Below are 22,271 nucleotides of genomic sequence, written 5' to 3'. Positions count from 1 at the left end.
AACGCGGTTGACCTCGGTCGATCAGCCATCTTGCTGGTCGGGCTCTTAGTCGTATTGGCACTGGCGGTGGGCCACTAGAGCGTCGGATGATGCGATGTCCGGCAGATGAGGGGCTCATCACTCTTATACCACGATGCAACAGCAGCTAGGACCGGCGGTGTTTGTCACGAATGGTGACGTGTCGATGTCAGATTGATCGCCCCGTCGTTCCAGAAAATGAAGGAGCAACGATATGCCTGAAAAGGAAGTCTTGTCTGTCATCCGGGGCCAGGAAGACGCAACTGCCAAGGGGGATGCCCGTGCCAACGTCGATGCCATGGACGCGGACGTCGTGGTTTTCGATCTGCCGCCGCCGCTTGCCTATCGAGGCGAACAGGCCCGCGACATCGAAGGGATAAATGCTTGGTTTGCAACTTGGCGCAACGGCGTCACCGTTCACATGGCTGACCCGCAGATCATGATCGAAGGCGATCTTGCAGTGGCCTTCGGGCTGTCGCGCATGACTGGCATCAAGACCGATGGCACAAAGGTCGACTCCTGGAGCCGGCGAACCATCGTGCTAAGGCGCATCGCCGGTTCTTGGAAAATCATTCACGAACATGCCAGCTTCCCTATGGCAATGGACGGAAGTGGGCGCGCTGTGACGGATCTCTTGCCGTAGTTCCAGAATGCCGGTCGATTTTTGAGGCGCACAGCGGAACCTCCCTTTGGGTGCCGCCACCGCGGAAACGCAGTCGATGGGGCTCGAGGGCCGCGGCGCATGCCGTCAACGTCCGCGACGTCATGGTCAGCCGGTTCGAAAGCCTGCCGGCGACCGCGACCCTCAACGAGGCGGCACAGGCCCTGTTGCGCACGACAAAACACGAGTTCCCGATCGTCGACGGTGGCGGCAGACTTGCGCGGCGTGCTGACGCGTACGGGGGCTCGTCACTGGCCTGCAGCAGCGCGGCGGTCAGACGCCTGTGATCGAAGCAATGGCCGCGAATATCCCGGTGGTGCGCGACCATGAGAAGCTCATCAAGGCGCTCGAGCCCCTGAAGCAGCACCTGCCGTCGGCGTGGTGGATGCCAGGGGCCGTTTGGTCGGCTATGTCATCTTCGAAAACATCGGCGAGCTCATGCTGCTGCGCAGCGCCGTCGCAAGGTGACAGATCTCGGCCGGGCCGCGGCGTGTGGATATACGGCTAGCGCGTGAAAATGCGCTTGCGCGAGATGGCACGGACCGTACGCGCAGCAAAAATTCACCCACTCTTGACTTCTGTCACGAGTAGCTATGCGAACATATTCGGTCCGATTTCTCCGCCAATTTCGATGATCACATCGGCGGGTATGTTGTTTCTTCGCGCTGCGGCGCGAATAGCCTCGGGATTAGGCGCCTCGTAAAGGCAATAGGTCTTTTTCCTGTCCGCGCTAAGGAAAGAAAAGATCCACTGCACGCCTTCTTCGGCATTGACCAGATTGACTCCCTCGACCCCCTCCTTCGTGAGGTTCAGCTGATCCGCGAAGTCCCGTTCTATGACATAGCGTGGCATGGAGGCTCTCCCGAACGCATGTTGACGTCGTGATATGAGCAAAGCCTAATGCACGGTAGGCTGCAACCTCTTTTGCAAGCGGACCATGTCCAGCTCGACCGCGGTTACGGTGGCTTGCTCCGCCAGTGACATTGCCCTCTCGATGGCTCTCTTGTTGCCGGTTCTGAGGAGCAGATTGGCGTACTCGGCCTGCGCATGGGCTAGCCATGGTCGTGAACCGATTGCCGCGTTCATTTCGACCGCGTGCTCGAAGTGGTCAGACGCCCTAGCAAAGTCGCCTAGCGTGGCCGACAACATTCCTAAATACCGGCTTGCCGCTCCAAAGCAGACCGTTGCGACACCTGCGGTGATGGTCATGTCCTTGTACTCGAGCATGAGGTCGTAGATCGTTCTTGCCGCCGCCGAGTCATCGAGGCTCACGGCAACTTCAGCTAGTAAGGAGAGAGACGTGCTTCGCCTAGCATCGAGCGGCATCATGAAGCCAGTTTGCGCCAGTTCATTCAACCTGCGCCGGGCTGCGTCTCCAAAACCCAAATCCGCGGCGATTAGCGCAAAACCGGGCAACCATGTTGTTCCCTCGGGGTCTTCTTCAATGAAGCGTTTCATGACTGGTGCAACTTCCGACAGGCGGTTCTGTTCGCGCCGGATGGTGAACATTTGCATGCCGTACACGCCCTCGACTTCCACGCCATGCGTCTGCCTTCCTAGGCTCAGCGCCTCTCCAGCAAGGGCCTCCGCATTTGCGAACCTCCCATCGATAATAGCCATCATGGCGCGCGCGTTGCGCGCGAGCCACAAGATGTTCAGGCGTTGACGCTCGGTTCCGAGTTCTTCCAAGCCGTCCACTGCGCTGTCGGCTCGTGCCCGATTGCCCAACTCGGTCGAGACGTAGACGTCCAGTGCAAACGCTCGACCGCGAACGTCATCGTCGTTGATGTCGGCCGACAAACGTTTTAGCTCATCCACCCGGGCGATCCGCTCGTCTGCCTCCGCGCCGGATCGTACCGTCGTCGGTGTCAGGAAAGGCAGGACGGTGAGTTCGAAAAGCGATGTCTTGTCGCCGAGCCGTTGAGCCAGATCGACGCCCTCCTTATAGCATTTCGTACTGTTTCTTCTGTCGCCGACATAGAAATGTGCTCGCGCAAGGCGGGTGAGTAGCTGGCATCGAGACCTCAGATCGTCAGGATCGATCTTGGTCATAGCCTCCGTGAGAAGATCGAGCGATTCGCCGAGTGGCTTTGAAGACAGGAACTGAGCGCCGTCGAATCCGAGCGCGGCGCGGACGAAGGTCTTGTTATCCTCGGCCTCGCGCGCGAGGTCAGCGGTCAGCTTGTATTTGGCCAAGGAGTCGGACAGACGGCCCGCTGCGCTAAGCGCCTCGCCGAGCTTAAGCGTCGCCTCCAGTACTTCTTCCTTCCGGGCCGGTCCTGGCGGAAGGTTTTCCGTGATGGCGAGGGCGTTCTGAAAATGATCGACAGCCTCGTAGTTGGCAGATCGTCCAAGCGCCCGTTCGCCGGCTCTCATCCAGTAAGGGAACGCGAGCTCGTCCTGCTGTGCCTTGACGAAGTGCTGGGCGATGAGCTCGGGCTGGGTCACGGCGAGATCGGGATACTCGTCGATGAGGACCTTGGCTATCGCCTCATGATAGTGCCGCCGCCGGCGGCTAAGAAGGGATTGGTAAGCAGTATCCTGGATGAGTGCATGGCGGAAGACGAGCGCGTCGCGCAGAATACCGCCAACGACGACGAGTTGGGTGGACATGAGCTGGTGGAGCGCCCCGTCGAGAGCTCGTTCGTCACGCCCGGCGACCTTTGACAATAGGCCACGTTCGAATTCCCTCCCTATCACGGACGCAATTTGTGCGACTTCCTTGGCGGCGGCCGATAAACGATCAAGTCGCGCCATCAAAGACCCTTGAAGACTATCCGGTATCTCGACGTTGAGCGATGCCGCCTTGCCGCTCTCGATGATCGAGCGCGTCAGCTCTTCAACAAACAGGGGCACGCCGTCGGTTCGCTTGGCGATCGTCTCAGCGAGCTGGTCCGGCACGTCGGCGAGTATGGATTCGATCAGCTCGCGCATATGCTGCCTCGTCAGACGCCCAATGGCGAGCGTGGTTGCTTGCGCCAGCTCGGCAGCCCAGTCCGCAACCCATTCCGGCCGGTGTGTCACGACGACGAGTATAGCCGCGCCGTGCAAGCGTCCCACAATCTCCTTCAGCACTTCATCCGTCGACGGGTCGATCCAGTGCGCATCCTCGACGACGAGAAGCACCGGCGCGATCTTCGCGGCGAGGAGCACGCGGTTCGACAGTGTGCGGACGATAAGTTCCTTGCGCTGCTGAGGAGGAAGATCGAGCGGCTTGAATTCGTCGCCAAGGTCCAGCGACAGGAGTTCGGCGTAGATCGACCCGACCTCCAAGGGTTTTTCGCCGTACCGCTGCACGATCGTGCGGAGTTTGTCGGCACGCGCTGCCTGGTTGTCGGTGGCCGAAAAACCCGCGAACCGGCCCAGCCGTTGGATGATGGGGTAGAAGGCCGAGGTCGCGTGATAGGGCGAACACTGCAGCCGGATGAGCTCGTGCCGGTTTTCGTGCAGCCGTTCCTCGAACGCTTCTACAAGGCGGGACTTCCCTATCCCCGCCTCTCCCGAGACGAAAACCGCTTGACCCTGCCCTGACTTCACCAGCTCCCAACGGTCGAGCAGCATGCCGATTTCGTTTGCTCGGCCGACAAACTTCGATAGCGTGCGCCCGTGCGCAGCATCGAACCGGCTTTCCACCTCCCGCTCGCCGCGAACCGCGAAAAGGGCAACCGATGACTTGAACCCTTTGAGCTCCTTCGCTCCGAGGCTCTCGATCTCGAACGACTGCCCGGCGAGCCGGCGCGTGCTGTCGGCCATTACGATCTGACCAGGTGCGGCGACGGCTTGCAGCCGAGCTGCGAGGTTTGGTGTGTCCCCGGCGATCGAGCCACGTTCGTTTGCGCTGCTGCCCGCAATGTCGCCTACGACTACATGCCCCGACGCGATGCCGATCCGCGCCTGCAATTGCTGGCCGTCAGGCGATTGAAATGTCTCGACTGCAGCGAGTGCCTGGAGTCCTGCGCGAATGGAACGCTCTGCGTGGTCCTCGTAAGCCATCGGCCATCCGAAATATGCAAGAACCCCATCTCCCAGGTATTTCGCCACGTAACCGCCAAAGCGCATGACCGCGCCGGCGACGCTATCCTGATAGCGGCGGGTTAACTCGTGCATGTCCTCAGGATCGAACTGCGCTGAAAGCGCCGTCGAGCCGACCAGATCACAGAACAGCACACTCAGAATCCGTCGGTCCGCGGTCGGTTCGTTCGGCATTTCGGCGGTGCGAAGCTCAGGCTCTTTGATGGTAGCTGAGCCCTGATTCGGCTCTAACAGCCTTGGCTGCCCCTCTCCGTTGATCGCAGCCAAGATGATCTTACGGTGACCGAGCGATACGCCAAGCTCCTGGAGGTCGGACTCAGTGATATGGGGCAGCGCTCGAAGGTCGACGTCGTTCTGAACGAACGCCTCCGCGTATTTGCCAAGACCATGTTGGCTCAGCCAATCCTCAATCGTCTGCATCGATCCGTGCGGCCAATGGCACGCCAGACTGGCGCGAATGTCTCGCCGCACCGCATTGCAGCGATCACCGCCAGCCAAACGCCCAGAGACGTCGATCGCCTAAAACGGCTCGGCGTCCGCATCAATGCTACACCCAATTGACCTTGGACCGCACACGCTTTTTGGGGCAAGGTGAAGCGTTCGGGAGCAGTGCTCGCTGTCGCTCAGGGTCCAGACTGATCTGGAAGAGACGGCGGCGGTAGGTCGCAGAAGATGTCCGGCCGAAATCCGAACGTGAAAGTCGTACCTTGCGCCTCTTGGGAGGAGGCAATGAATGACGAGAACATTAGCAAATTAGCGCAGAATCTCCTCGGTCCGCTCATTGGTCGCGATCATGTCGACTACGATGAAGTTCGGAAGCTTTATAATGGGATGATTGAGAAGCGTCCGCTGTTTATCGCGCGGTGCGTGGATGTGGCGGACGTAATTGCGGCCGTGAATTTCGGCCGCGAAAGCGGACTTATGATCGCCATACGCGGGGGCGGCCACAACGGAGCCGGATTTGGCAGCGTCGACGATGGCCTTGTCATCGATTTGTCATTGATGAAGGGAGTGCGTGTCGAACCAGCGAAGCGCACTGTGCGGGTTGGGGCGGGTTGCACGACTGGCGACGTCGACCACGCGACCCATGCGTTTGGACTGGCAATCCCCTTCGGGATCGTTTCGACTACCGGGGTTGCGGGCCTGACGCTGAGCGGTGGGCACGGATATCTTAGCCGCCAGTACGGCCTCGCAAGCGACAATCTTCTTGAGGCTGACGTGGTGCTGGCAGACGGTACATTCGTCACCGCCGCTAAAACAGACAATTCCGATCTGCTGTGGGGCTTGCGCGGCGGTGGCGGAAACTTTGGGGTGGTGACCAGCTTCCTGTTCCAAGCGCATCCGGCCAACGTGGTCTATGGCGGCCCGATCTTTTGGGAGTTGAAAGACGCGGCGACGATAATGCGTTGGTACCGCGATTTTCAGGCAAGTGCGCCGGACGAGTTCTATGTCTTTCTCGGGCTACAGACGGTTCCATCAGGCGATCCTTTCCCGAAAGAGCATTGGGGCAAGAAGATTTGCGTGCTCCTGATTTCACACAACGGGGCGGCTGCCGACGCTGAGAAGGCCGTCAACTCTGTGCGTGCAGCTCTTCCCAAGCCAATTATCGATTTTGCCGGCTTGGTCCCTTACACGGTCCTGCAGGGCATGTTCGACGGGCTCTATCCGAAGGGCTTGCAATGGTATTGGAAAGGCGACTTCGTCCAGATGCTGCCCGACGCTGCCATCGACGCCCACATCCAACAGGCTGCTAAGGTGCCCAGCGAAGTCTCCTGCATGCACCTTTATCCCATCGATGGCGCGGTCCATCGCATGTCGGAAGAGGAATCGTCATGGAACTGCCGCGATGCCACCTGGTCGATGGTGATTGCCGGAGTGGGCTCCGATCCGGCCCAGGCGCCGGCCCTGAAGAAATGGGCAAAAGATTACTGGGAGGCGGTTCACCCGTTCGATCTCGGCGGCGCCTACCCGAACTTCATGATGAATGACGAAGGCGAGGCACGCCTCAAGGCGACCTATGGCGAAAATTACAAACGACTCGGCAAACTGAAGAAGAAGTACGATCCGGGGAACTTGTTCAGGGTGAACCACAACATCCGCCCGGCCGCCTGACGCCGCCGATCGCACCGCCTACTTTGCCACAGACGTTCGCCTGCCGGAGCGCAGGCACTTGCTTGTCGCCCGCGCACAGATCCCTGCGAGCGGTAGTACCGCTGCTGGAAAGAGACTGGTCGAAGCTCGCCTATCAGTTCGGGCACGAGCTCGGCCACGTCCTCGCCAACAACTGGCACCAGGAAGCCAAGCGGCACCGCCCTGCCAGTGGCTCGAAGAAGGGCTGGTCGAAGCGGTCTCGCTTCATGGCCTTAGGCGGTTCGCGAAAGACTGGAAGAGAATCCTGCTTTCGCCGGAGGCAACGCCTTCGGTGACTCTTTTGGCAAGTATAGCGAGGATATAATCAGAGGCTATGGCGGGCTCGCCGACCAGCAGGGGCTTACCCGCGACGCTGCGGTGTGGTTCGCCAATCACCGCGACGAGATCGAAATACCTGGCCTCAATCCTTTCGCTCAGGCAATATCCGTATCCTGCTCGCCGAATGCGACCGCACGCCCGAGTGTATCGAGGCGCTGGGCGCGCTCAACTGCTCGCCTGGCCGCAGCGGGTTCCAATCGCTGAATATCTCCGCCAATGGAAAAGAAGCTGTGCCGAATTGCATGCCTCGCCGCATCTGCCGGTTCGACCAGGAATTGTTGCATGCTTTCCAGCTGCGGCGCTAACCAATGCTCGGCAATGTGGCGGGAATCTTGCGAGCGGAAACATACCGGGCCTGCGATGACCGGCGACATCGAGCAGCGATTCGTTGTTATGCGCCAAAACCCAACTTCAACGCATGCCTTCCGTTGAAGCGTGGCGGATTCGCAATGACCTGCGTTATGCGCACTCCGCTTTACCGTGCGGGCGCTACGGGTATCCAACCAAAGCAGGGTCAAGAAACCTTAAGGCGGTACTTGGTTAGCGGCCGTCCGTATGCCGTGGCTGATGCGGAGCGGGCTGTTGTTTGATAGCGTCGGGATTACTCGCCTCCGCTTTCTGCTCGGAGTGTCGCCGACCATATAGAAGCCTGAACACAATCCCGAGATACCCGACCTGCAACAGAACCGCGGCGAGAAGGGTCCAGGCAACACTCATCCAAACGGATCCTGTAGCCGCATAGGCCCAGGTTCCGACTACGCTCGACGCCATCAGCATTCCGACCAGAAACTGAGGAAAATACATCTCCCCAATCCTGCTTCCATCCTCGCGATCAAAGCGAAAATTTCACTATTTTAGCAATCGAGCAAGTATCGCCACTTTACCAAATTCGATGCAGCACCGAGTGAGCCGGCGCAGCGCGAAGGGAAGTTCACTTACCATCACTCGGAGCTCACAGGTGATGACGGGTCGCCTGTCTCGAACTTACTATTCGGCTTGCTGCTGTGATCCCGGCCTTGGTGACCGCCATGCTGGTAGTGATCGTCGTAAGGGCGATAGTCTGATCGAGTGACCGCGAGCAGTCCCTGCGCCGATCACGACTGATCACCCAGAGAGCCCCGCGCCAAAGATGTTTCGTTGCAGGGCGGCGCTAAAGGCGCCCTCGTTCGCAAATCGATCCCAGAGGGCGAAACAGGTTGCGAGCGCGGCCAGAGCCAGAATTGTGCGCATTGGTACTCCCCACAGAGCGTTTGAAAACGCCAATGGCGCGTCTTCTTCGAATATATCTATTGCTATTAAAGTAGGTGGCCCAGCCCGATCACTACGCCGATCGAGAGCAAGCCGGCTTAGGCGTTCTCCCGCGGGCCGGCTTTTTGCCTGCCTGCCGCGCCACTATTGGTGCCGGCGACACCAGCCTCACCTTCGGAAGACCGGTTGGCGATGGGCCCCCGGCGGTAAAGACAACGACGGCTCGCTCAAAATGCCTGGCGCATGGCGAGTTTCCTTGGGCTCGGAATCCTGTGACCATTTTCAAAATCACTGATGATTCCCTGGCCAAGATTGGACTTAGCGGAAAGTCTCACTTGCGACCAGTTCGGCAGCCTTCGCGACGGTCACCTGTCAGGTTCCTCCAGCATGTCTCAAACCGGAATCGAGGGCGAAGGTTCACAAACACTCAATCGAAAAACGGCGGCGAGCACCTAGTTTGGATCGCCGGCCCTTGAGCCGCCGTGAGATCCGCCACCATAGTTGTCACCGCCGGAGCGGCCTCCACCGGAATTGAGGCTTCGGCCGCGAGGGCGAGGGTGAAAGTGATTGCCTCCCCCTCCGTTGCCCGGAATTGAACCGCCAGAATTGCCTGGAGTTGATCCGCCAGATTTCGCGATAGCCTTGGAGTTCAGGCTTGTGCCCAGAAGAAGCGTTATAGCCGGCGGAGTTACCACTGCGAAGCGGCCAGCCTTCTTGAGAAAATCACGACGCGCCTGGGCCTCTGATACCACGTTCTCGGGCACCAAACCTTTAAATTTAGTGCTTTCCGTTGCCATACCGGCACCCCATTCTTTGCAAAACTTACATTAATCCTTCCATGCAAATACAGTAGCTCTCCAAAAGGCTTAGACGTCGCCGGTCGGCTTGAAAGATTTGTCCGCCGGGCGGCGAGAGGACCTCCGCGCCAGACAAAGCAACCTCTGACCCAAGGGTAGATCTAAAGCAACATGCCGATATGCGAGGGGACTCGATGGGACTGTCGACAGAGGGGGCGCCGCCGGCCGACCGCTCGCGCTGGCATAGCATCGGGCCAAGGTGTCGGCGCCCCAAAAGGCGGCCAGATTAGCACGCGAAAGGGCAACCGGGGATCGTGGTTAGCGTTGGCCCTCATGTCGGCAGGAGCGGCCCCGGAGCAGGGGCACCGGGTCCCGCCGGCGGAGACTTAGTGTCGCTATGAGGCGTACCGGCTGACGAGCAAATATACGCTTCTGCTTATAGTTGGATCGCATCCCTAGCACGAGCAGGGAACAGCTGTCAGGGTAGCCGCCGGCTTTGGCGCGGAGCCTTGGAGGGAGGCGGCCCGGCACGGTGGCGGGGAGTGGCCAGCGCGGGCCGGGCCTAACCGGTGAGGATCGCTACAAGGCCACCAGCTGGCGAATAAATATACGCTCCCGCCAATAGCCGGAAACGCATCCATATGGATGAAGGTGGGTAAGCAACCAAGTCTGATTCGCCGCCGGGAGGGACGCGCCGACCTTGGAATTGCGCGGCTGCCATTGGACGGCAACGTGTTCGACTGGCGGGTCAGCCATGCTGACATTGTGGCAAATTAAACGGCGGGAGACGATCGAGGCCAGAAAAGGCCGCTATGTGGTCAACACCGATCATTCGCGACTATTTTCGAATTACCGAAACGGACCGCGTCTTGTCCGTCTAGCCTTCACATGCGGAGGTCAATGACCGCGCCGGACGCTCATAGATTCGCACCGCCATTGCGTGATGCCGTTCGGCACGCTTGTATCTGTGGCGCGTCAGAACGGGGAGTAGTCATTTGTCTGCCAGAAACGAAACGTCCGCCGGTCACGAAGCGAGCGACGCCGGCTGGCTCGACCTTCATTTCGAATCGTCGCGCCCCGAATACGAGGCGGCATTCCTCGACGCCGGCATCCGCCCAGGCTGGAGCGTGCTCGACGCCGGTTGCGGCGGCGGCAGCTTCCTGCCGCTCATCTCCAAGGCCGTTGGCCCCTCCGGCTTCATCGCCGCGCTGGACCTCGCGCCCGAAAACATCGCCCGGGTTGAGACACTCGCAGGCACGCTATCCCAGCCGCCGGAAAATGCCGCACATATCGGCAGCATCCTGTCGCTCCCATTCGCCAACGCATCGTTCGATTGTGTCTGGTCTGCCAATGTCATGCAGTATCTGACCCCGGCTGAGTTCGGGCTTGCCGTCGGCGAGGCCAAGCGCGTGTTGAAGTCGGGCGGCATCTTCGCTGTCAAGGATTTCGATTCGACCATCCTGCAGATCCTGCCTATAGATCGGGCTCTGTTCGCGCGTTTCATGGCAGCCAGGCTCCAGGGATTTCGCGACCGAGGCGTGCTCGGCACCGATTGCGGTTCCACCCTTCCGACGCGGCTGCGGCAGGCGGGCTTGGAGGTCATCCGCCGCAAGGGCTGGCTGGTCGAGCGCTGGGCGACCGCGCCTCGTTTCACGCATGACTATGTTCGCGACCTGCTAGCTTATTTTGCGAGCGTCGCACCTAGCTACGCCCTCCCTGATGCTGACCAGGCCTATTGGCGGGAACTGAGGGAGCGGCCGGATCGCCTGATCGACGATCCGGACTTCTGCTATCGCGAGTTCTTCGTCGTGGCGGTCTGTCGGATTTAGTGTTCTGCCGCCGGGTCGGGAGGAGCCCGCAGCGCACGCGACCTAAAACCAAGGAACGCGAGGGCGAAACCCATTGCTGAAATCCGGGATGCGTTGATATGAAAAGTGCATGGGGATACCGTTCCTCTTCGGCTGGTCGACATGCTGTATTATTCGGTCGATCTCCTGGTAGCTGAGATGGCCAGCTACTCCATCGATCATTTTCTGTAAGACTCATCTTGAAAAGATAAGCATCGTCGTGGGCTGTCAATTCGTGTTCTTGAAGGCTGCGGTCACCCACGCGACCAAGGTCATAAGCGCGGCAGCTGCCAACGGCACCCCGAATACCAACTCGGCCGTTTCGATATGGGAACGGGCCGGCAAATAGAGCCCGGTGAGGCACCAAGGACTTGCGCCGGTGAGATCAAACCCCAGCAGGCAAGGGACGTTGTCGTGCCAGGACCAAAAGCAGATCCAGGGAATCGACAACACCCACCATAGCCGGCGGAACCCTCGTTTAAGGTTCATACCGCCCAATACCTATAGAAACCTGACCCAATGACTTTCGGTGACAATCGAGATGGGCAGCCCCTGATCGCGCCAGGCTGTAGCTTTGACGATCTTGTCGCCGAACGATGAGTGCTTCCACGATTCAGTGGCATAGGCCCCAATCACCAAAACGTCCGCCTTTTGGGTCAGGTTTCCTGCGGCTCCGCCACGGTCTGCGATAGCCCGCTCACAGTGTTTTCGCTGACCGAAATTGAATGTGCCGGTGAAGCAGTACTGTCGGCCCGAAAAAGTCAAAGTCGGAGCCGGATCGCAGAGGGGTAGCGTTGTGGGCTTCAACACTTCTCCGAGTTCGAAATCGCGATTAGAGAAGCTATTTAGCGTGTCCAGAAGTTCGGAGTGTTCATCCGAATCGAGTACGCCGTCATCGAGGATTTCATTCACGCGCCGATACAAGGTTCGGATGATCGGCTGATTGCTGATCTCTGCATTCGCCGCTAGCCATTTCTGAAGAAACTCTACCTCGGCCTTGTTGATGGTTCCGTCTGCTGCCAAGCCGCGTGCTAATCCGATCAATTCGTCGATCTGGCGGGACGAGATGCGATCACCGCCCACGCGATTGTAAAACTTGTTGTCCACCAATCCCTCCCCCTAACACAGCGTTTCCCAAGCGACCCCGTCGCCATCGCGATCCAATTTGCGGCCCCACGAGCAGTTGTGCAGATACCTCGTCGCACGAGCTGATTTGCGAGCAGTACCGTCGCGGCTCACACGAATAGCCGCCACTCTGCGCGACCAGCTTGCGGCTGAGGTTGCCCAGCGGCTGGCTCGATGGGCGCCGCCCCGTCTGGCTGCGACGTGCGCCAATCCCAAGGCACTTGGAAGTTGCCGACCCACAGACCGACCTTGGCGGATTCCGCCTTCGCTTGCTGTTGTGCATAGGCGCCACGGCTGTACCGGGGCCAATCGAGCGCCTGGCCGTGCTCGACCATCCACACCGCCACGCTGGCGCCGTCGGCGCGCCGGCAATCGCCAACGAAGCGGTGATATCGGTCCCATGTGACGAACGTGCACTGCACGGGTCTCGAGGCGGCCAGGAAGCCATCCAGCGCCTCCGCCGATCGCCGGCCGCAGGGATATTCGAAACCCTTGGCATCGTCGCAGTACTGCTTGCTCTCAGGAGCGTCGATGCCGTTGAAGCGAATCCGTTGCCCATGGACTTCGATCGTGTCGCCGTCGATGACGGAGGCGACGCCAACGATGGGCGCCGGCTTCGGGCCGAGCAAATTCGAAACGCTGATATCCGGCAGGCTGTCGCTGTGCTGAATAGCCGTTTGCGCGGCCAGCGCGCCGGCTGCACCGACCGTCACAAAGATCAGGCGTCGCGGCACGCTCGCCCGCCGGAGCACGCGCGAGCGCTTTGCGCCGGTGCGCTTGCGCCCTTGATCAGATCGGTTGTCGCTGTCCAAGCCCCCCTCTCCCCGACGGGAGCATGCTCCGAAATGCCGCTTGGAGTCCAGATGAAGCGCCAAGGAACGTTCATGTCTCGTTGAGGTTGATTAACAGGCCTGCGCTTCGAGGAACTTGGAATAGTGTCATGCCGTCCACGTCGATAAGCAAAACAGCCTATGACCCAGAGAGCAGGATTCTATCGGTCTGGTTTGTGGCCAGTGGCAAACGCTACGAGTTCGAAGATGTGCCGCCAGAGACTTTTGCGGCATTCCGCGCGGCCTTCGCCAAGGGCCGCTTTTTCAACGACCACATTCGCAATCACTTCCGGTATCGTCGCATTCCAGGCGATGACGATCTTTCCCACTAGGCGTCCATCTCAAGCGGCTCATGCTCGGGCTGCTCATGCCAAGCGACCTGCCGCAGGTCACGCTTGTCGACGCGCTGTCCGCAGACTTTGCATGTGTAGAAATGATCGCTCTCGTTGGCCGGTTCACCGCCGACGCGCTTGCCAGGGCGGCTAAGCGGCGGGATATCAGAAAGTTTCGTCATTATCCTTCTCACATACAATTTCTCTAAAATGCCCGGAACCGGATCGCCTTATGCGGCTTGAATCGCGGTTGGGGCATTGTGCATGCGTAACGCCAAAGAGCGTTTGAAGTTCATCCGGCCGCTTGGGCCGACGCTGGTCGAGAAGCCTCCCGGGGGCGACGGATGGATTCACGAAGTCAAGTTCGACGGCTACCGCTCACAGATCGTCAAGGACGATGGCGACGTTCGCATCTTCACCCGTCGCGGTCTCGACTGGACCGCCAAATATCGCGACCTGGTGGAGACAGCGAAAGGACTCAACGCTCAAAGCGCGATCATCGACGGCGACATCATTGTCCTGAATGAGGCCGGAGTTTCAGACTTCGGCGAGCTGCGCAAGGCCATCAGTCGCCGGCAGCATGACCTGTATTTCGTCGCTTTCGATCTACTCCATCTCAATGGCCACGATTTGCGCGACATGCCTCTAGAGGACCGGCGAGAGGTGCTGCAGGCGATGATCTCTGCCGGTCAGCGGATCCAGTTCAGTGAGGCCCTGCCAGGCAAAGGTGCGGCTGTCTTCCATCTGGTCGAGCAGGCAGGGCTGGAGGGTGTCGTCTCGAAGCGAAAAGGCAGCAAATATCGTTCGGGGCCGTCGACCAACTGGCTGAAGGCGAAGTGCTACACGATCGACGAATACGAACTGCTCGGTGTCGAGCGGGAGGCGGGAAAGCCAGCGTTCGCTCTGATGGCCGAGCGTGGCACAGGGCGCTATGTCGGCAGCGCCTTCATCACCCTGAACCGGGAAATGCGCGAACGGCTCTGGCAGCGCGTCCAGGAGCATCAGGAGAGGCACCAAAGGGCATGAAGCGGCCGGCGACGCAATGGGTCAAGCCGGGGCTCATCGGCCGCGTGAAGCACCTGCGTGGCGAGGAAGACTTACGTCACGCGTCGCAGCAGGATTTCCGCGAGGAGCGAATTCAGTCTGGGGAGCAAGAGATGTGACCGAAGAGGCAATGGCTGCTGCTTTGGCAGCCAGGAATGAGGAGGCGCAGATCCTAGGTATTGTTGATACTACCACCGGATCCGAAGCCACAATCGATTCCCGCCGGTTAGGGGAAGCCATCCAGTTTGTGGCAAACGCTTCGATCCTGGGCTACGACGTCCGAGCCGCGATGGTTTTCTATGGCGGACTGAGATTGCACAGCCTCAGGTCCAGAGATTGCGAGCAGTTGTGGGCGAAGTACGGAGAGGCCCTGCTTCGACAGTAAAAACTTCCCGTTGCGGAGCGGGCCCTCTGGTGCGGCCGTCGGCTTCGTCAAGCGGCCGCTAATATGAAGCCGTGCGTCTTGCCATCGCGATCAGGAATATAATCCTTCCCGGTGCGGCGACCCCACTTTACGAGGATCGCCAGCGCAGCGCGGTCCTGGACGTCGCCGAACTGGTCAAACGGTTTGGGCCGGACCATGGGTGTCTGCACTGGGATCTGTTGAAGATCATTTTCTGCCACGAATGCCGCGGCGCCGGGCGCGACGATTAGGAACCTTCAGTTTACGAACCATGCTGTAACGCCGGACAAGCGCAACGGGCTGGACGCCTTGTCCCTAACCTAGGGTTCGTCCTTAATGGCGGGCCTGCTGGCGGGCCGGAAGGCCTGGAGCGCGGGAACCTTTCATCCGCGAGCCACTTTGTATGCATGTCCCGAGCCGTCGAACCACCGATATTGCCAAGGGGTAGCCCAGATCGGGACGTCAACTGTGAAGTCGCCTTGGAAGCCGCCATCGCAGCGCTGATGACTGCCTCAGAGGCGCAGGGGTGGACGCCGCGCGAAACAACTGCGGCCCTACTGAAAATCGCTACGGAGCGTGCCCAGCAATTTGGGCTTGTGCCGGCTGAGCCGCCAAGGTGGCGAACGCGAAGAGGTATATTGATCGCGTGTGCCGCGCTCGTGTTTTTGTTGTGCGCTGCCACCGTTTGGTAGGTGCTTAGGTGAGCGGTCAATCGGATAGCAGATCGCGCTGGCGAGGATTAGGCCGGTGATGGCGACGATGTAGAGCGGGACCAGGACCGCCGAACTCGCTTAACTAACCGTGCGGCGGTCTGGCTCTGGGTGGCAGGCTTTCACACGGATTTGCGGCCAATCTGGCGAGGCGCCGGTCTCTTAGCCGGAGGAATGTCTCTTTCCTTGCCAGCATCTGTTTACGATCGTCTTCAGCCGCCGATCGGCCCTGCATCGCGGCAATCACATAGTCGGCTCTGTTGGTCCGATAGTCCTCTTTTTGCACAGGCAACGTCGTTCCTCCCCGAATCGAGGCCCTCAGTCCCTCTTTTTTTGGCTTTGCAGGAACTAACTGCCGATGTGCCGTAGGAGTCTACCAATTGGGGATTGTGTAAAACGATGCACTCTGCAGTCGCGCCTAGGAGATCGGCGACAAGGTGAGGAGATCACGCCTGACAAGCCCGCGGAAATTTCGAAACGATCCACTTTTCAACATGACGAGAAGGCGCAATAATCGCATTGCCTCGGCCATGTTTAGGTTGACCCTCGCTCTCGCCTTCGTGCTCACCTGTGGCCCCGTGTCCGCAGTAGAGCATTGGTTTGCTCATGACGGCGACACGCTGTGGCATGACAAGAAACGAGTTCAGTTGCTCGGGATCGATGCCCCCGAACTTTCGCAGCCGTGTTTTGATGCCGCTGACAAGATCTGGCCCTGCGGCAGGTATGCGCGTGACCACATTCGCCATCTCATTGCCTCGGGGGATGTATCCTGCACCGTCGAAGGCAAGGACCGCTATGACAACGATGTCGGCGTCTGCTTCGTGGGGACCATTGATCTCGGGCGCGACCTGGTGAAACACGGATTGGCGGTAGCCGACACTCGATACCTTGCCGAAGAGCGCGAAGCCCGCATTGCCAAACGCAACTTGTGGGCAGGGAGCTTTATCGATCCAGGCGAATATAGGCGGGGTGGACGCCCATAGCTGCTATCGTCGCAGTGCGTCGCCGGCAGTCTCGATGGCAGCCGCGAGACGCTTGCCGGCCGCGATGACCGGAATTTGCAATTCACCAATCACGCTGTGACGCCGGACAAGCGCAAGAGGATAGGAGATGACTGACGAAGTCGGCAGCTTGTTTGCGGTGATCCTCGAGGCCATGCAGCACCGCGAGGACTGATTGACGCGGCCCACGAGGTACTACTTGCGCGACTGCTAAAATAATGAAAACTTTCGGCCCGTTGGGGAATGGAGATTGGGGCCGATGTATTTTCCGCGGTATCTGGTGGGAATGTTCGCCACGACAATCGTTGTGGGAACTTGGATCTATGTCGAGTCAGGCTCATTTTGGACGGCGATCATTTGGTCAGCGATCACATTGATCATCTTACAAGTTGGCTATTTCACGCTGGTTGTCCGATCGGTCTATGGGCCTGAACGCGAGGACGAGTTGGGAACGGCGTTGAAAAAGCGGGAAGAGAATCCCGTAGCCTAGCGGCAGGTGCACACCCTGACCCAGGTCCGTTCCGTGAAACAGGCCATTCGCGTCAGCGAGAAACACCAGAACGCGCGGCCGCTCGCTTGGGGCTGCTAGCGGCCCGGCATCTTGGCGGGGGTTCCACACAGGATGCCGGGCCTGACCGGCAGGAGCGGATGAGGAACCATCACCGGCTGCGGGAAAAGATATACGCTTCTGCCAATGTAATCGTAAACGACGGCCAGCAACACAGTGCCGTCAGCGGAGATAGAGAGCCAAGCCTGCCTGCGGGCAGTCCCTACGAAGTCGCGGCGAAGATCGAACCAGACGGCGCTGCCGAGCATCAGCGCTGTGATGGTGGAGATAAAGAGCGGGACGAGGTTATCGCTCAACGATGACATTGTGACGGTAGGAACGCCCTGCCAGCATCTTGACGCAGCCGACCACCCAGCCGAGAGCGCCTAACCCTACCACAACGAGCGGCAGCCCAGGTCGTGGATATGAAGTCGACAATTCGTTGAGTAGCCAGGCATAGCCAAATCCGCTTAGGACCGGTCCGCAGATGAACATGAACGCGCCCACACGGCCGTCATAGGTGAATTCCTGCTGGCTCTGAATTTCGATCTTCACGTTTCGCTCCCCTCTCGCGGTGGTCCTGTTGGCGACTAGAGGAAAGAATTGCGCTGATCGGGGCTAAAGACAAGTTGCGCCTAGCCGCCCTTCTTCAGCCTCACACCGGCGCCGCCGCCATTCTCTGGAATGAACTCGACGCCGGCCGCGCAGCTATTCCACCCGACCGGAGATCAGGCGCACACGATCCGCGTCCGACGCCTGTTAGAAATCCGATAGGAGAAGCGGGTGTGTGGCGGGATGAGACGTGAGCGTCGGCCGACGCAAGCCCAATGAGAGAGAGACGGCCGACGGGTACTCAGCCCTTCACTTTCACAATAAAGCGAACATTTAAGTACGGTGGCAGATTTGAGGTTTCGTTGACGACAACTAGCCTGCATTCGTCTCCCTCAGCCTGAAAGCCGCTGCCATTGTCCGCCCCTTTGCCGATGCCATGGCTGTGGCTTTCCGATCCGCCATGGCGTGAAGGTCCCCGACTAAAGCACCCGTGATGGGTTGAGTTCAGCGCTGGGTACACGGGCTGCCAGAGATGCGGTTGCTGGTCCGGTTCCAGGCGCCCTCGCACACAGTTTGAGGTCGCGAAAGGAATCTCTTGTCTGCAAAGGGTTGCCGGCAGCTTTGCGTCTCACGTGACTCACCTCCTGCCTTTCTTCTCACGACGTTCTGGCCAGCCGCGCCACCATTCGGCGCTCAAGCACCGCAGGCAACGCCCGGTTGATGTGCCGCGTGCCAGGCTCTGACGCTCGGCGTGCGCGACGACCGCCGTTTCCTCGCCAGCGATGTCGTGGCTTTGAGCGCTTCCTTCCGCGCGTGGTTAATGGTGGCCAGTCTACCCAGGCCTATCCCAGGCTGTCCCGTTCCAAACGACTTCGAACCGATAATGCGGCATTCTCCGATGGTGACCTGCGCCTGACCAGCCCGCATTCAAATTAGAGGGTCGGGGCAGAACCTTGCCCAGCCCTTCCGCCCGGCGGGGCGAGGAACCGCGTGGCAGTATGAGTTCGCTCCGGAAATCTTCGAGCGTTTAAAGCCTTCCTGAGCGCGATTCGGCAAAGCAGCAAGGCGCCCGTAGATCATCCGCTACGCGCTCACGGCCTCCTCCGGCTTAGTGCTCGTATTCGGTTGATGGCGCTTCAGTACCCGGGACATGCAACTGTCGATTAGGTGAGCGGACCCAGCCTAGCCTGAAGCGATGGCGACTTGTCGATCGACTTCTTGATCCGTTCGCGCCAGCGCTTTCCTCGTAACAGAGCATCCTCAAGGGCTTCCTGCAGATCATCCGGCCTGTCCAAGGCCAGAACGTTGATCAGAAATTCGGCCTGGAGCCGATCCTTGAGCGCCTTGAGGCTGTCTGGCCCATCAAGTCTCCGGTCCGCGACTATGAGCTTGTGGATCGCGAAGCGTTCCGGCCTGGGTATCTGGACGAGAACGCCGTCGCGATATGTGACTGCGGCCAGGATTGGCTCGGCGAGCAGATAGTTCAGGTGATGCAGCGATTGAGCGTGGACTCCCAGGGCAGGCAATGGCCGCAGGGGTTCGTCTTCGGTGAAGGACGGTGTCAGAAATTCGACCAGCATCTCGTTACGCGTTTGCTTCCAGCGCCATGTCTTGCCGGGCTCTAACGCGGGCGCCGGCTCAAATGAGAAATCCTTCAGGACATGGTCGAGCGGGCTCGATACGGTATCCTCAAGCGCTAAGGAAAGGCGCTCGAAGCTCGCTATGTCGATGTCGGCTGTTTGGGCTGTCTGGTCGAAGGTGAAACGAACGCCGAGTTCACCCTCGTAGAGCCGGAACGCCTGGGTTCCTACGACGGTCCCGCCAAGGCGGAATACGCCGGCTGAGGCAAGTGCGTGCAGAAGGCTGCCGATGGCTGCGTCGATGCCAAGAAACCCCTCGGCACGCAAAAGTCGGACCAGCCGGGCGCGGTTGCGCCTGCGATTCTCGCGTCCCTCTCGGAGGGCGCTAATGCGCTGGATCCGGGTGCGGAGCTCTTCGTTGTCTTCCCCAACATAAGTCTTTTTGACGTCAGAGCCGACACGGTAGGTGTCATACCAGTAGGTTCGGCCCCCGCGGTCTACTCGGGTCGGGGTTCCACGAATTTCCGCAATAGCCTCATCGCGCAAGGATGCAAGCAGATCATGATAGGCTGAATGGGCGATTGTCGAATGACGGTCCAACATCGTGCGTGCTCAACAAAAATAAGCTTTGTAGAACATACGCGATGTTCAACGAAATCGCAAACCGTTGAACAGACGGCCATCGACCTCCGCTGCACTGAGGCGTAAAGCTGACGTTCGAGGTCGACGCCTGCATTATGTAGGAGCGTCGGCATGCCATCGCAGCTTGTCTCAACCAGACTACCGATGTCACCCAATGGTTTTGGGCAAATCCAAACGCGACGTCTTTGGCAGGGCCGCCTGCCGTCATCAAAGAGTAATGGCGTACATGGCGCCTGGTTCGAGCGGTGTTCGTCGGCAAGGACCGGCAATATAATCGCCGCTTCCTGCAGATGTGCAGCCCCTATCTGGTGCAGCCGGTAGCCTGCACGCCGGCGTCGGGCTGAGAGAAGGGTCAGGTCGAGAACCAGGTCGGGCTGGTGCGCGAGCGCTTCTTCACGCCCAGGCTGCGCTTCAAGACCTACGAGGAATTGAACGCCTGGCTGCAGGACAAGTGCGTCACCTACGCCAAGGCGCACTGTCATGTCGAACAGCCTGAGCGCACGATCTGGAACGTGTTCGAGGAGGAGCGCGGCAAGTTGGTCGAATACCGCGGCCCCTTCGACGGATTCCACACGGTGCCGGCCTCGGTGTCGAAGACCTGCACGGTTCGCTTCGACACCAACAAATACGCCGGCGGCTTCCAGGCGCATAATAACGGGATCAAGATTCGCAACGGCAAATGCCAGATGTCTCAGACCCGTCGCCTCTGGATGGGACGGCCGCATCGTCGGTGCAGGGAAGGAGAACAATTCCAGCTGGACGGACCCGATCCGCAGATCCGCCTTCCATGACTGCCGCTCCTCACGAGAGACCTCCCGGATCAGATCGAGGCCGAGGAGTTCGACGTAGAACCGTCGCGACCTCTCGTAGTTGGTGCAGATGAGCGCGACGTGGTGAATGGGGTTCAGCAGCTACGAGCTCTAGCCAAGCTGGGATTTGAGGCCAACGTCACGATCGAGTACGCGGCACTTTGTTGATGTCGCCGTTCGCGAGGGTTGCCTCGTCCATGCGGATTTTCATCTGCCCAATCGGCGGCATAATGTTGCCTTTGCTCGCCGATTGGGCATCGATGAGTAGCGGGTTTCATGCTTACTATTCCAGCCGTCGACAGATCCCAACCGCGTTGCGCCTGCTTATCGATCTTATTCGAGAGATGCGGCCGCTGGCTGGTTGAGTCGAGCGTCCGCTATCGCACTCCGCAGGCTGAAAGCGGACGGCGGGAAAGTTCCGAAAGCCGGTCGTTCAAGCCTCCCGTGACGAGCCGGATGAGCGACTGGTAGATTGCGAGGATGGCGACGCGGCGCACAGTTGGCTGAAACGCGGCGCATTGCCGCCCGACTGCCTTGGAGTCGGAACCCGAAGCGGTTCAGCAGGCCACGAGGAAGAGCCTATGAAATCCCTTGCATTGACAGGCGGCCGGACCCGTGCGCTCGAACGAATGACGAGGCACTTGATGCGACTGCAGACGGGGGTATGCTCGGCGGGCGCGGCCTGCTTCCCGACCCCGGCGGAGTCACATCATGCAGTGGTCCTACCCGATCCTCCGTGTCGGCGGTCCTGTTCAACCTCATTCCAGCTTTTCCAATGGATGGCGGGCGCGTGCTGCGCGCCTTGCTCGCCACGCGCTACAACCGCGTGCGCGCGACGGAGATTGCAGGGACCGTTGGCCAGTTCGCCGCCTTCGCCTTCGGCTTCATCGGTCTCGTCGCCGGCAACGTGCTGCTCATATTCGTTGCGATCTTCGTCTACCTCGCTGCCACTGCGGAAACCCAGGCGATGGGGCTCGAGGCAGCGGCGCGTGCCGTTAACGTCCGTGACGTCATGATCAGCCGGTTCGACTAGTCGGCGTAGTTGTGAAAGCTCTGATTGATCCAGAATGCGTTGAGCGTCGGTGGAACGTCGTGTGCCTTGCCGCGCAGGCCGCCAAGCTCGGCAATGTACTCATACCCGATGCCGAACGGCACCAGGCTTTCCGGAAGCACCTCGCTGTTGAATTGCGGGTTCGCCCGCGAGCGTCTGACGGTCCTTATGTCGACCACCAAGGTGATTTCTCCAACTCGCAGCAGGGCAACGAATTCGGCGATCGACCGGGTCGAATGACCGATGGTGTAGAATGGGTAAAACATTTTCGGTCAATCCGTGGCGTCCATCCTTCCAGCCACATAGCTCGCGCCAGGGAGGACGACTTGCTTCGGGCCTCGAAGCGCCTCCTAGATATCGGCTATCGCCTCGCCTGCCTTGGGACAGACAGCATAGCCAGTTAGGTGAATTTCGGCGCGCCCTCCACGATCTCCAGTTGTCCCGCTTCGATCTGGGGAGCCGCGGCGCCCCTGCGGAAATAGCCCATTCCCTCGGCGCGCAGGATATAACTCAAGCCCAGCGGGCCGAGCCCGACCAGCACTCCTGGCTTCCGAATGTGGTGGAGCTGCCGCC

At 59.7% G+C, this 22,271-nt stretch carries 17 protein-coding genes and 5 pseudogenes; 9 read left to right on the top strand and 13 right to left on the bottom strand.

Annotated features, from left to right (window positions below; genetic code table 11):
* The first annotated feature begins 232 nt into the window (after positions 1 to 232).
* The gene (locus tag EJ071_RS14210) at positions 233 to 661 is read left to right on the top strand and encodes a nuclear transport factor 2 family protein (RefSeq protein ID WP_126098421.1); all 429 of its coding nucleotides are present in this window, start codon (positions 233 to 235) and stop codon (positions 659 to 661) included.
* Positions 662 to 1,270: 609 nt separating this feature from the next.
* Here the strand turns inward: EJ071_RS14210 and EJ071_RS14205 are convergent.
* On the bottom strand, positions 1,271 to 1,531 hold the full coding sequence (locus EJ071_RS14205; RefSeq protein ID WP_126098420.1) for a DUF4242 domain-containing protein: 261 nt from the start codon (positions 1,529 to 1,531) through the stop codon (positions 1,271 to 1,273).
* A gap of 45 nt (positions 1,532 to 1,576) precedes the next feature.
* Positions 1,577 to 5,131, bottom strand: coding sequence for an adenylate/guanylate cyclase domain-containing protein (locus tag EJ071_RS14200; RefSeq protein ID WP_126098419.1), 3,555 nt, complete (start codon positions 5,129 to 5,131; stop codon positions 1,577 to 1,579).
* A 309-nt stretch (positions 5,132 to 5,440) separates the two neighbouring features.
* Between EJ071_RS14200 and EJ071_RS14195 the strand changes: the two genes are divergently transcribed.
* Complete coding sequence (locus EJ071_RS14195; protein WP_126098418.1) at positions 5,441 to 6,823, top strand: FAD-binding oxidoreductase; 1,383 nt, start codon at positions 5,441 to 5,443, stop codon at positions 6,821 to 6,823.
* Between the two features lie 452 nt (positions 6,824 to 7,275).
* On the opposite strand, the gene EJ071_RS14190 is transcribed toward EJ071_RS14195, so the two are convergent.
* Both EJ071_RS14190 and EJ071_RS39410 read right to left on the bottom strand, forming a co-directional pair.
* Positions 7,276 to 7,554: a hypothetical protein gene (locus EJ071_RS14190; RefSeq protein WP_126098417.1), complete on the bottom strand. Its 279-nt coding sequence runs from the start codon at positions 7,552 to 7,554 to the stop codon at positions 7,276 to 7,278.
* 1,326 nt (positions 7,555 to 8,880) lie between these two features.
* A complete protein-coding gene (locus EJ071_RS39410) occupies positions 8,881 to 9,225 on the bottom strand; it encodes a hypothetical protein (protein ID WP_126098415.1) in 345 nt (114 codons plus the stop codon).
* 995 nt (positions 9,226 to 10,220) lie between these two features.
* On the opposite strand from EJ071_RS39410, the gene EJ071_RS14170 reads away from it, so the two are divergent.
* The gene (locus tag EJ071_RS14170; RefSeq protein WP_245460232.1) at positions 10,221 to 11,054 is read left to right on the top strand and encodes a methyltransferase domain-containing protein; all 834 of its coding nucleotides are present in this window, start codon (positions 10,221 to 10,223) and stop codon (positions 11,052 to 11,054) included.
* Positions 11,055 to 11,573: 519 nt separating this feature from the next.
* Here the strand turns inward: EJ071_RS14170 and EJ071_RS14165 are convergent.
* Both EJ071_RS14165 and EJ071_RS14160 read right to left on the bottom strand, forming a co-directional pair.
* Positions 11,574 to 12,179: a BRCT domain-containing protein gene (locus EJ071_RS14165; protein WP_189521463.1), complete on the bottom strand. Its 606-nt coding sequence runs from the start codon at positions 12,177 to 12,179 to the stop codon at positions 11,574 to 11,576.
* 128 nt (positions 12,180 to 12,307) lie between these two features.
* Positions 12,308 to 13,009: a thermonuclease family protein gene (locus EJ071_RS14160; RefSeq protein ID WP_245460231.1), complete on the bottom strand. Its 702-nt coding sequence runs from the start codon at positions 13,007 to 13,009 to the stop codon at positions 12,308 to 12,310.
* Positions 13,010 to 13,137: 128 nt separating this feature from the next.
* Between EJ071_RS14160 and EJ071_RS14155 the strand changes: the two genes are divergently transcribed.
* Entirely contained in the window at positions 13,138 to 13,359 is a 222-nt protein-coding gene (locus EJ071_RS14155; protein ID WP_126098414.1) for a KTSC domain-containing protein, read from the top strand.
* Here EJ071_RS14155 and EJ071_RS14150 read toward each other — a convergent pair.
* Entirely contained in the window at positions 13,356 to 13,541 is a 186-nt protein-coding gene (locus tag EJ071_RS14150) for a hypothetical protein (protein WP_126098413.1), read from the bottom strand. The two genes, EJ071_RS14155 and EJ071_RS14150, sit on opposite strands and share 4 nt — an antisense overlap.
* A gap of 82 nt (positions 13,542 to 13,623) precedes the next feature.
* Between EJ071_RS14150 and EJ071_RS14145 the strand changes: the two are divergent.
* The 3 genes and pseudogenes from EJ071_RS14145 to EJ071_RS14120 all read left to right on the top strand — a co-directional run bounded on the left by EJ071_RS14145 (position 13,624) and on the right by EJ071_RS14120 (position 17,007).
* Positions 13,624 to 14,522, top strand: a pseudogene (locus EJ071_RS14145) (ATP-dependent DNA ligase).
* Between the two features lie 1,488 nt (positions 14,523 to 16,010).
* Positions 16,011 to 16,499, top strand: coding sequence for a thermonuclease family protein (locus EJ071_RS14125; RefSeq protein WP_126098410.1), 489 nt, complete (start codon positions 16,011 to 16,013; stop codon positions 16,497 to 16,499).
* 277 nt (positions 16,500 to 16,776) lie between these two features.
* Complete coding sequence (locus EJ071_RS14120) at positions 16,777 to 17,007, top strand: exopolysaccharide production repressor protein (RefSeq protein WP_126098409.1); 231 nt, start codon at positions 16,777 to 16,779, stop codon at positions 17,005 to 17,007.
* 95 nt (positions 17,008 to 17,102) lie between these two features.
* Here EJ071_RS14120 and EJ071_RS14115 read toward each other — a convergent pair whose 3' ends face one another.
* The 3 genes from EJ071_RS14115 to EJ071_RS14105 form a co-directional block, all read right to left on the bottom strand.
* Positions 17,103 to 17,381, bottom strand: a complete 279-nt coding sequence (locus tag EJ071_RS14115; protein WP_126098408.1) for a hypothetical protein — start codon at positions 17,379 to 17,381, stop codon at positions 17,103 to 17,105.
* Positions 17,371 to 17,619, bottom strand: coding sequence for a hypothetical protein (locus EJ071_RS14110; protein WP_126098407.1), 249 nt, complete (start codon positions 17,617 to 17,619; stop codon positions 17,371 to 17,373). Before EJ071_RS14110 ends, EJ071_RS14115 begins: the two co-directional genes overlap by 11 nt.
* 1,160 nt (positions 17,620 to 18,779) lie before the next feature.
* Positions 18,780 to 19,799, bottom strand: a complete 1,020-nt coding sequence (locus tag EJ071_RS14105) for a GSU2403 family nucleotidyltransferase fold protein (RefSeq protein WP_126098406.1) — start codon at positions 19,797 to 19,799, stop codon at positions 18,780 to 18,782.
* A gap of 284 nt (positions 19,800 to 20,083) precedes the next feature.
* On the opposite strand from EJ071_RS14105, the pseudogene EJ071_RS14100 reads away from it, so the two are divergent.
* A pseudogene (locus EJ071_RS14100) lies at positions 20,084 to 20,470 on the top strand (IS21 family transposase); the annotation flags it as partial.
* Between the two features lie 12 nt (positions 20,471 to 20,482).
* Here the strand turns inward: EJ071_RS14100 and EJ071_RS14095 are convergent.
* Positions 20,483 to 20,719, bottom strand: a pseudogene (locus EJ071_RS14095) (VOC family protein); the annotation flags it as partial.
* A 661-nt stretch (positions 20,720 to 21,380) separates the two neighbouring features.
* On the opposite strand from EJ071_RS14095, the pseudogene EJ071_RS14085 reads away from it, so the two are divergent.
* Positions 21,381 to 21,674, top strand: a pseudogene (locus tag EJ071_RS14085) (site-2 protease family protein); the annotation flags it as partial.
* A 5-nt stretch (positions 21,675 to 21,679) separates the two neighbouring features.
* Here EJ071_RS14085 and EJ071_RS14080 read toward each other — a convergent pair.
* Positions 21,680 to 21,964 (bottom strand): annotated as a pseudogene (locus tag EJ071_RS14080) (DUF488 domain-containing protein); the annotation flags it as partial.
* A gap of 134 nt (positions 21,965 to 22,098) precedes the next feature.
* On the bottom strand, positions 22,099 to 22,239 hold the full coding sequence (locus tag EJ071_RS38460) for a hypothetical protein (RefSeq protein ID WP_189521462.1): 141 nt from the start codon (positions 22,237 to 22,239) through the stop codon (positions 22,099 to 22,101).
* Positions 22,240 to 22,271: the final 32 nt, after the last annotated feature.

This window comes from Mesorhizobium sp. M1B.F.Ca.ET.045.04.1.1 (genome assembly GCF_003952465.1).
GTDB classification, from domain to species: Bacteria; Pseudomonadota; Alphaproteobacteria; order Rhizobiales; family Rhizobiaceae; genus Mesorhizobium; species Mesorhizobium shonense.
This window is presented reverse-complemented; position numbering and strand designations above follow the sequence as displayed.

Excerpts from the sequence above, each read along its gene's own strand:
- EJ071_RS14210 (WP_126098421.1), top strand. The coding sequence starts at position 233 with ATGCCTGAAAAGGAAGTCTTGTCTGTCATCCGGGGCCAGGAAGACGCA.
- EJ071_RS14205 (WP_126098420.1), bottom strand. The coding sequence starts at position 1,531 with ATGCCACGCTATGTCATAGAACGGGACTTCGCGGATCAGCTGAACCTC.
- EJ071_RS14200 (WP_126098419.1), bottom strand. The coding sequence starts at position 5,131 with ATGCAGACGATTGAGGATTGGCTGAGCCAACATGGTCTTGGCAAATAC.
- EJ071_RS14195 (WP_126098418.1), top strand. The coding sequence starts at position 5,441 with ATGAATGACGAGAACATTAGCAAATTAGCGCAGAATCTCCTCGGTCCG.
- EJ071_RS14190 (WP_126098417.1), bottom strand. The coding sequence starts at position 7,554 with ATGTCGCCGGTCATCGCAGGCCCGGTATGTTTCCGCTCGCAAGATTCC.
- EJ071_RS39410 (WP_126098415.1), bottom strand. The coding sequence starts at position 9,225 with ATGGCAACGGAAAGCACTAAATTTAAAGGTTTGGTGCCCGAGAACGTG.
- EJ071_RS14155 (WP_126098414.1), top strand. The coding sequence starts at position 13,138 with ATGCCGTCCACGTCGATAAGCAAAACAGCCTATGACCCAGAGAGCAGG.
- EJ071_RS14150 (WP_126098413.1), bottom strand. The coding sequence starts at position 13,541 with ATGACGAAACTTTCTGATATCCCGCCGCTTAGCCGCCCTGGCAAGCGC.
- EJ071_RS14125 (WP_126098410.1), top strand. The coding sequence starts at position 16,011 with ATGACGAGAAGGCGCAATAATCGCATTGCCTCGGCCATGTTTAGGTTG.
- EJ071_RS14120 (WP_126098409.1), top strand. The coding sequence starts at position 16,777 with ATGTATTTTCCGCGGTATCTGGTGGGAATGTTCGCCACGACAATCGTT.
- EJ071_RS14105 (WP_126098406.1), bottom strand. The coding sequence starts at position 19,799 with ATGTTGGACCGTCATTCGACAATCGCCCATTCAGCCTATCATGATCTG.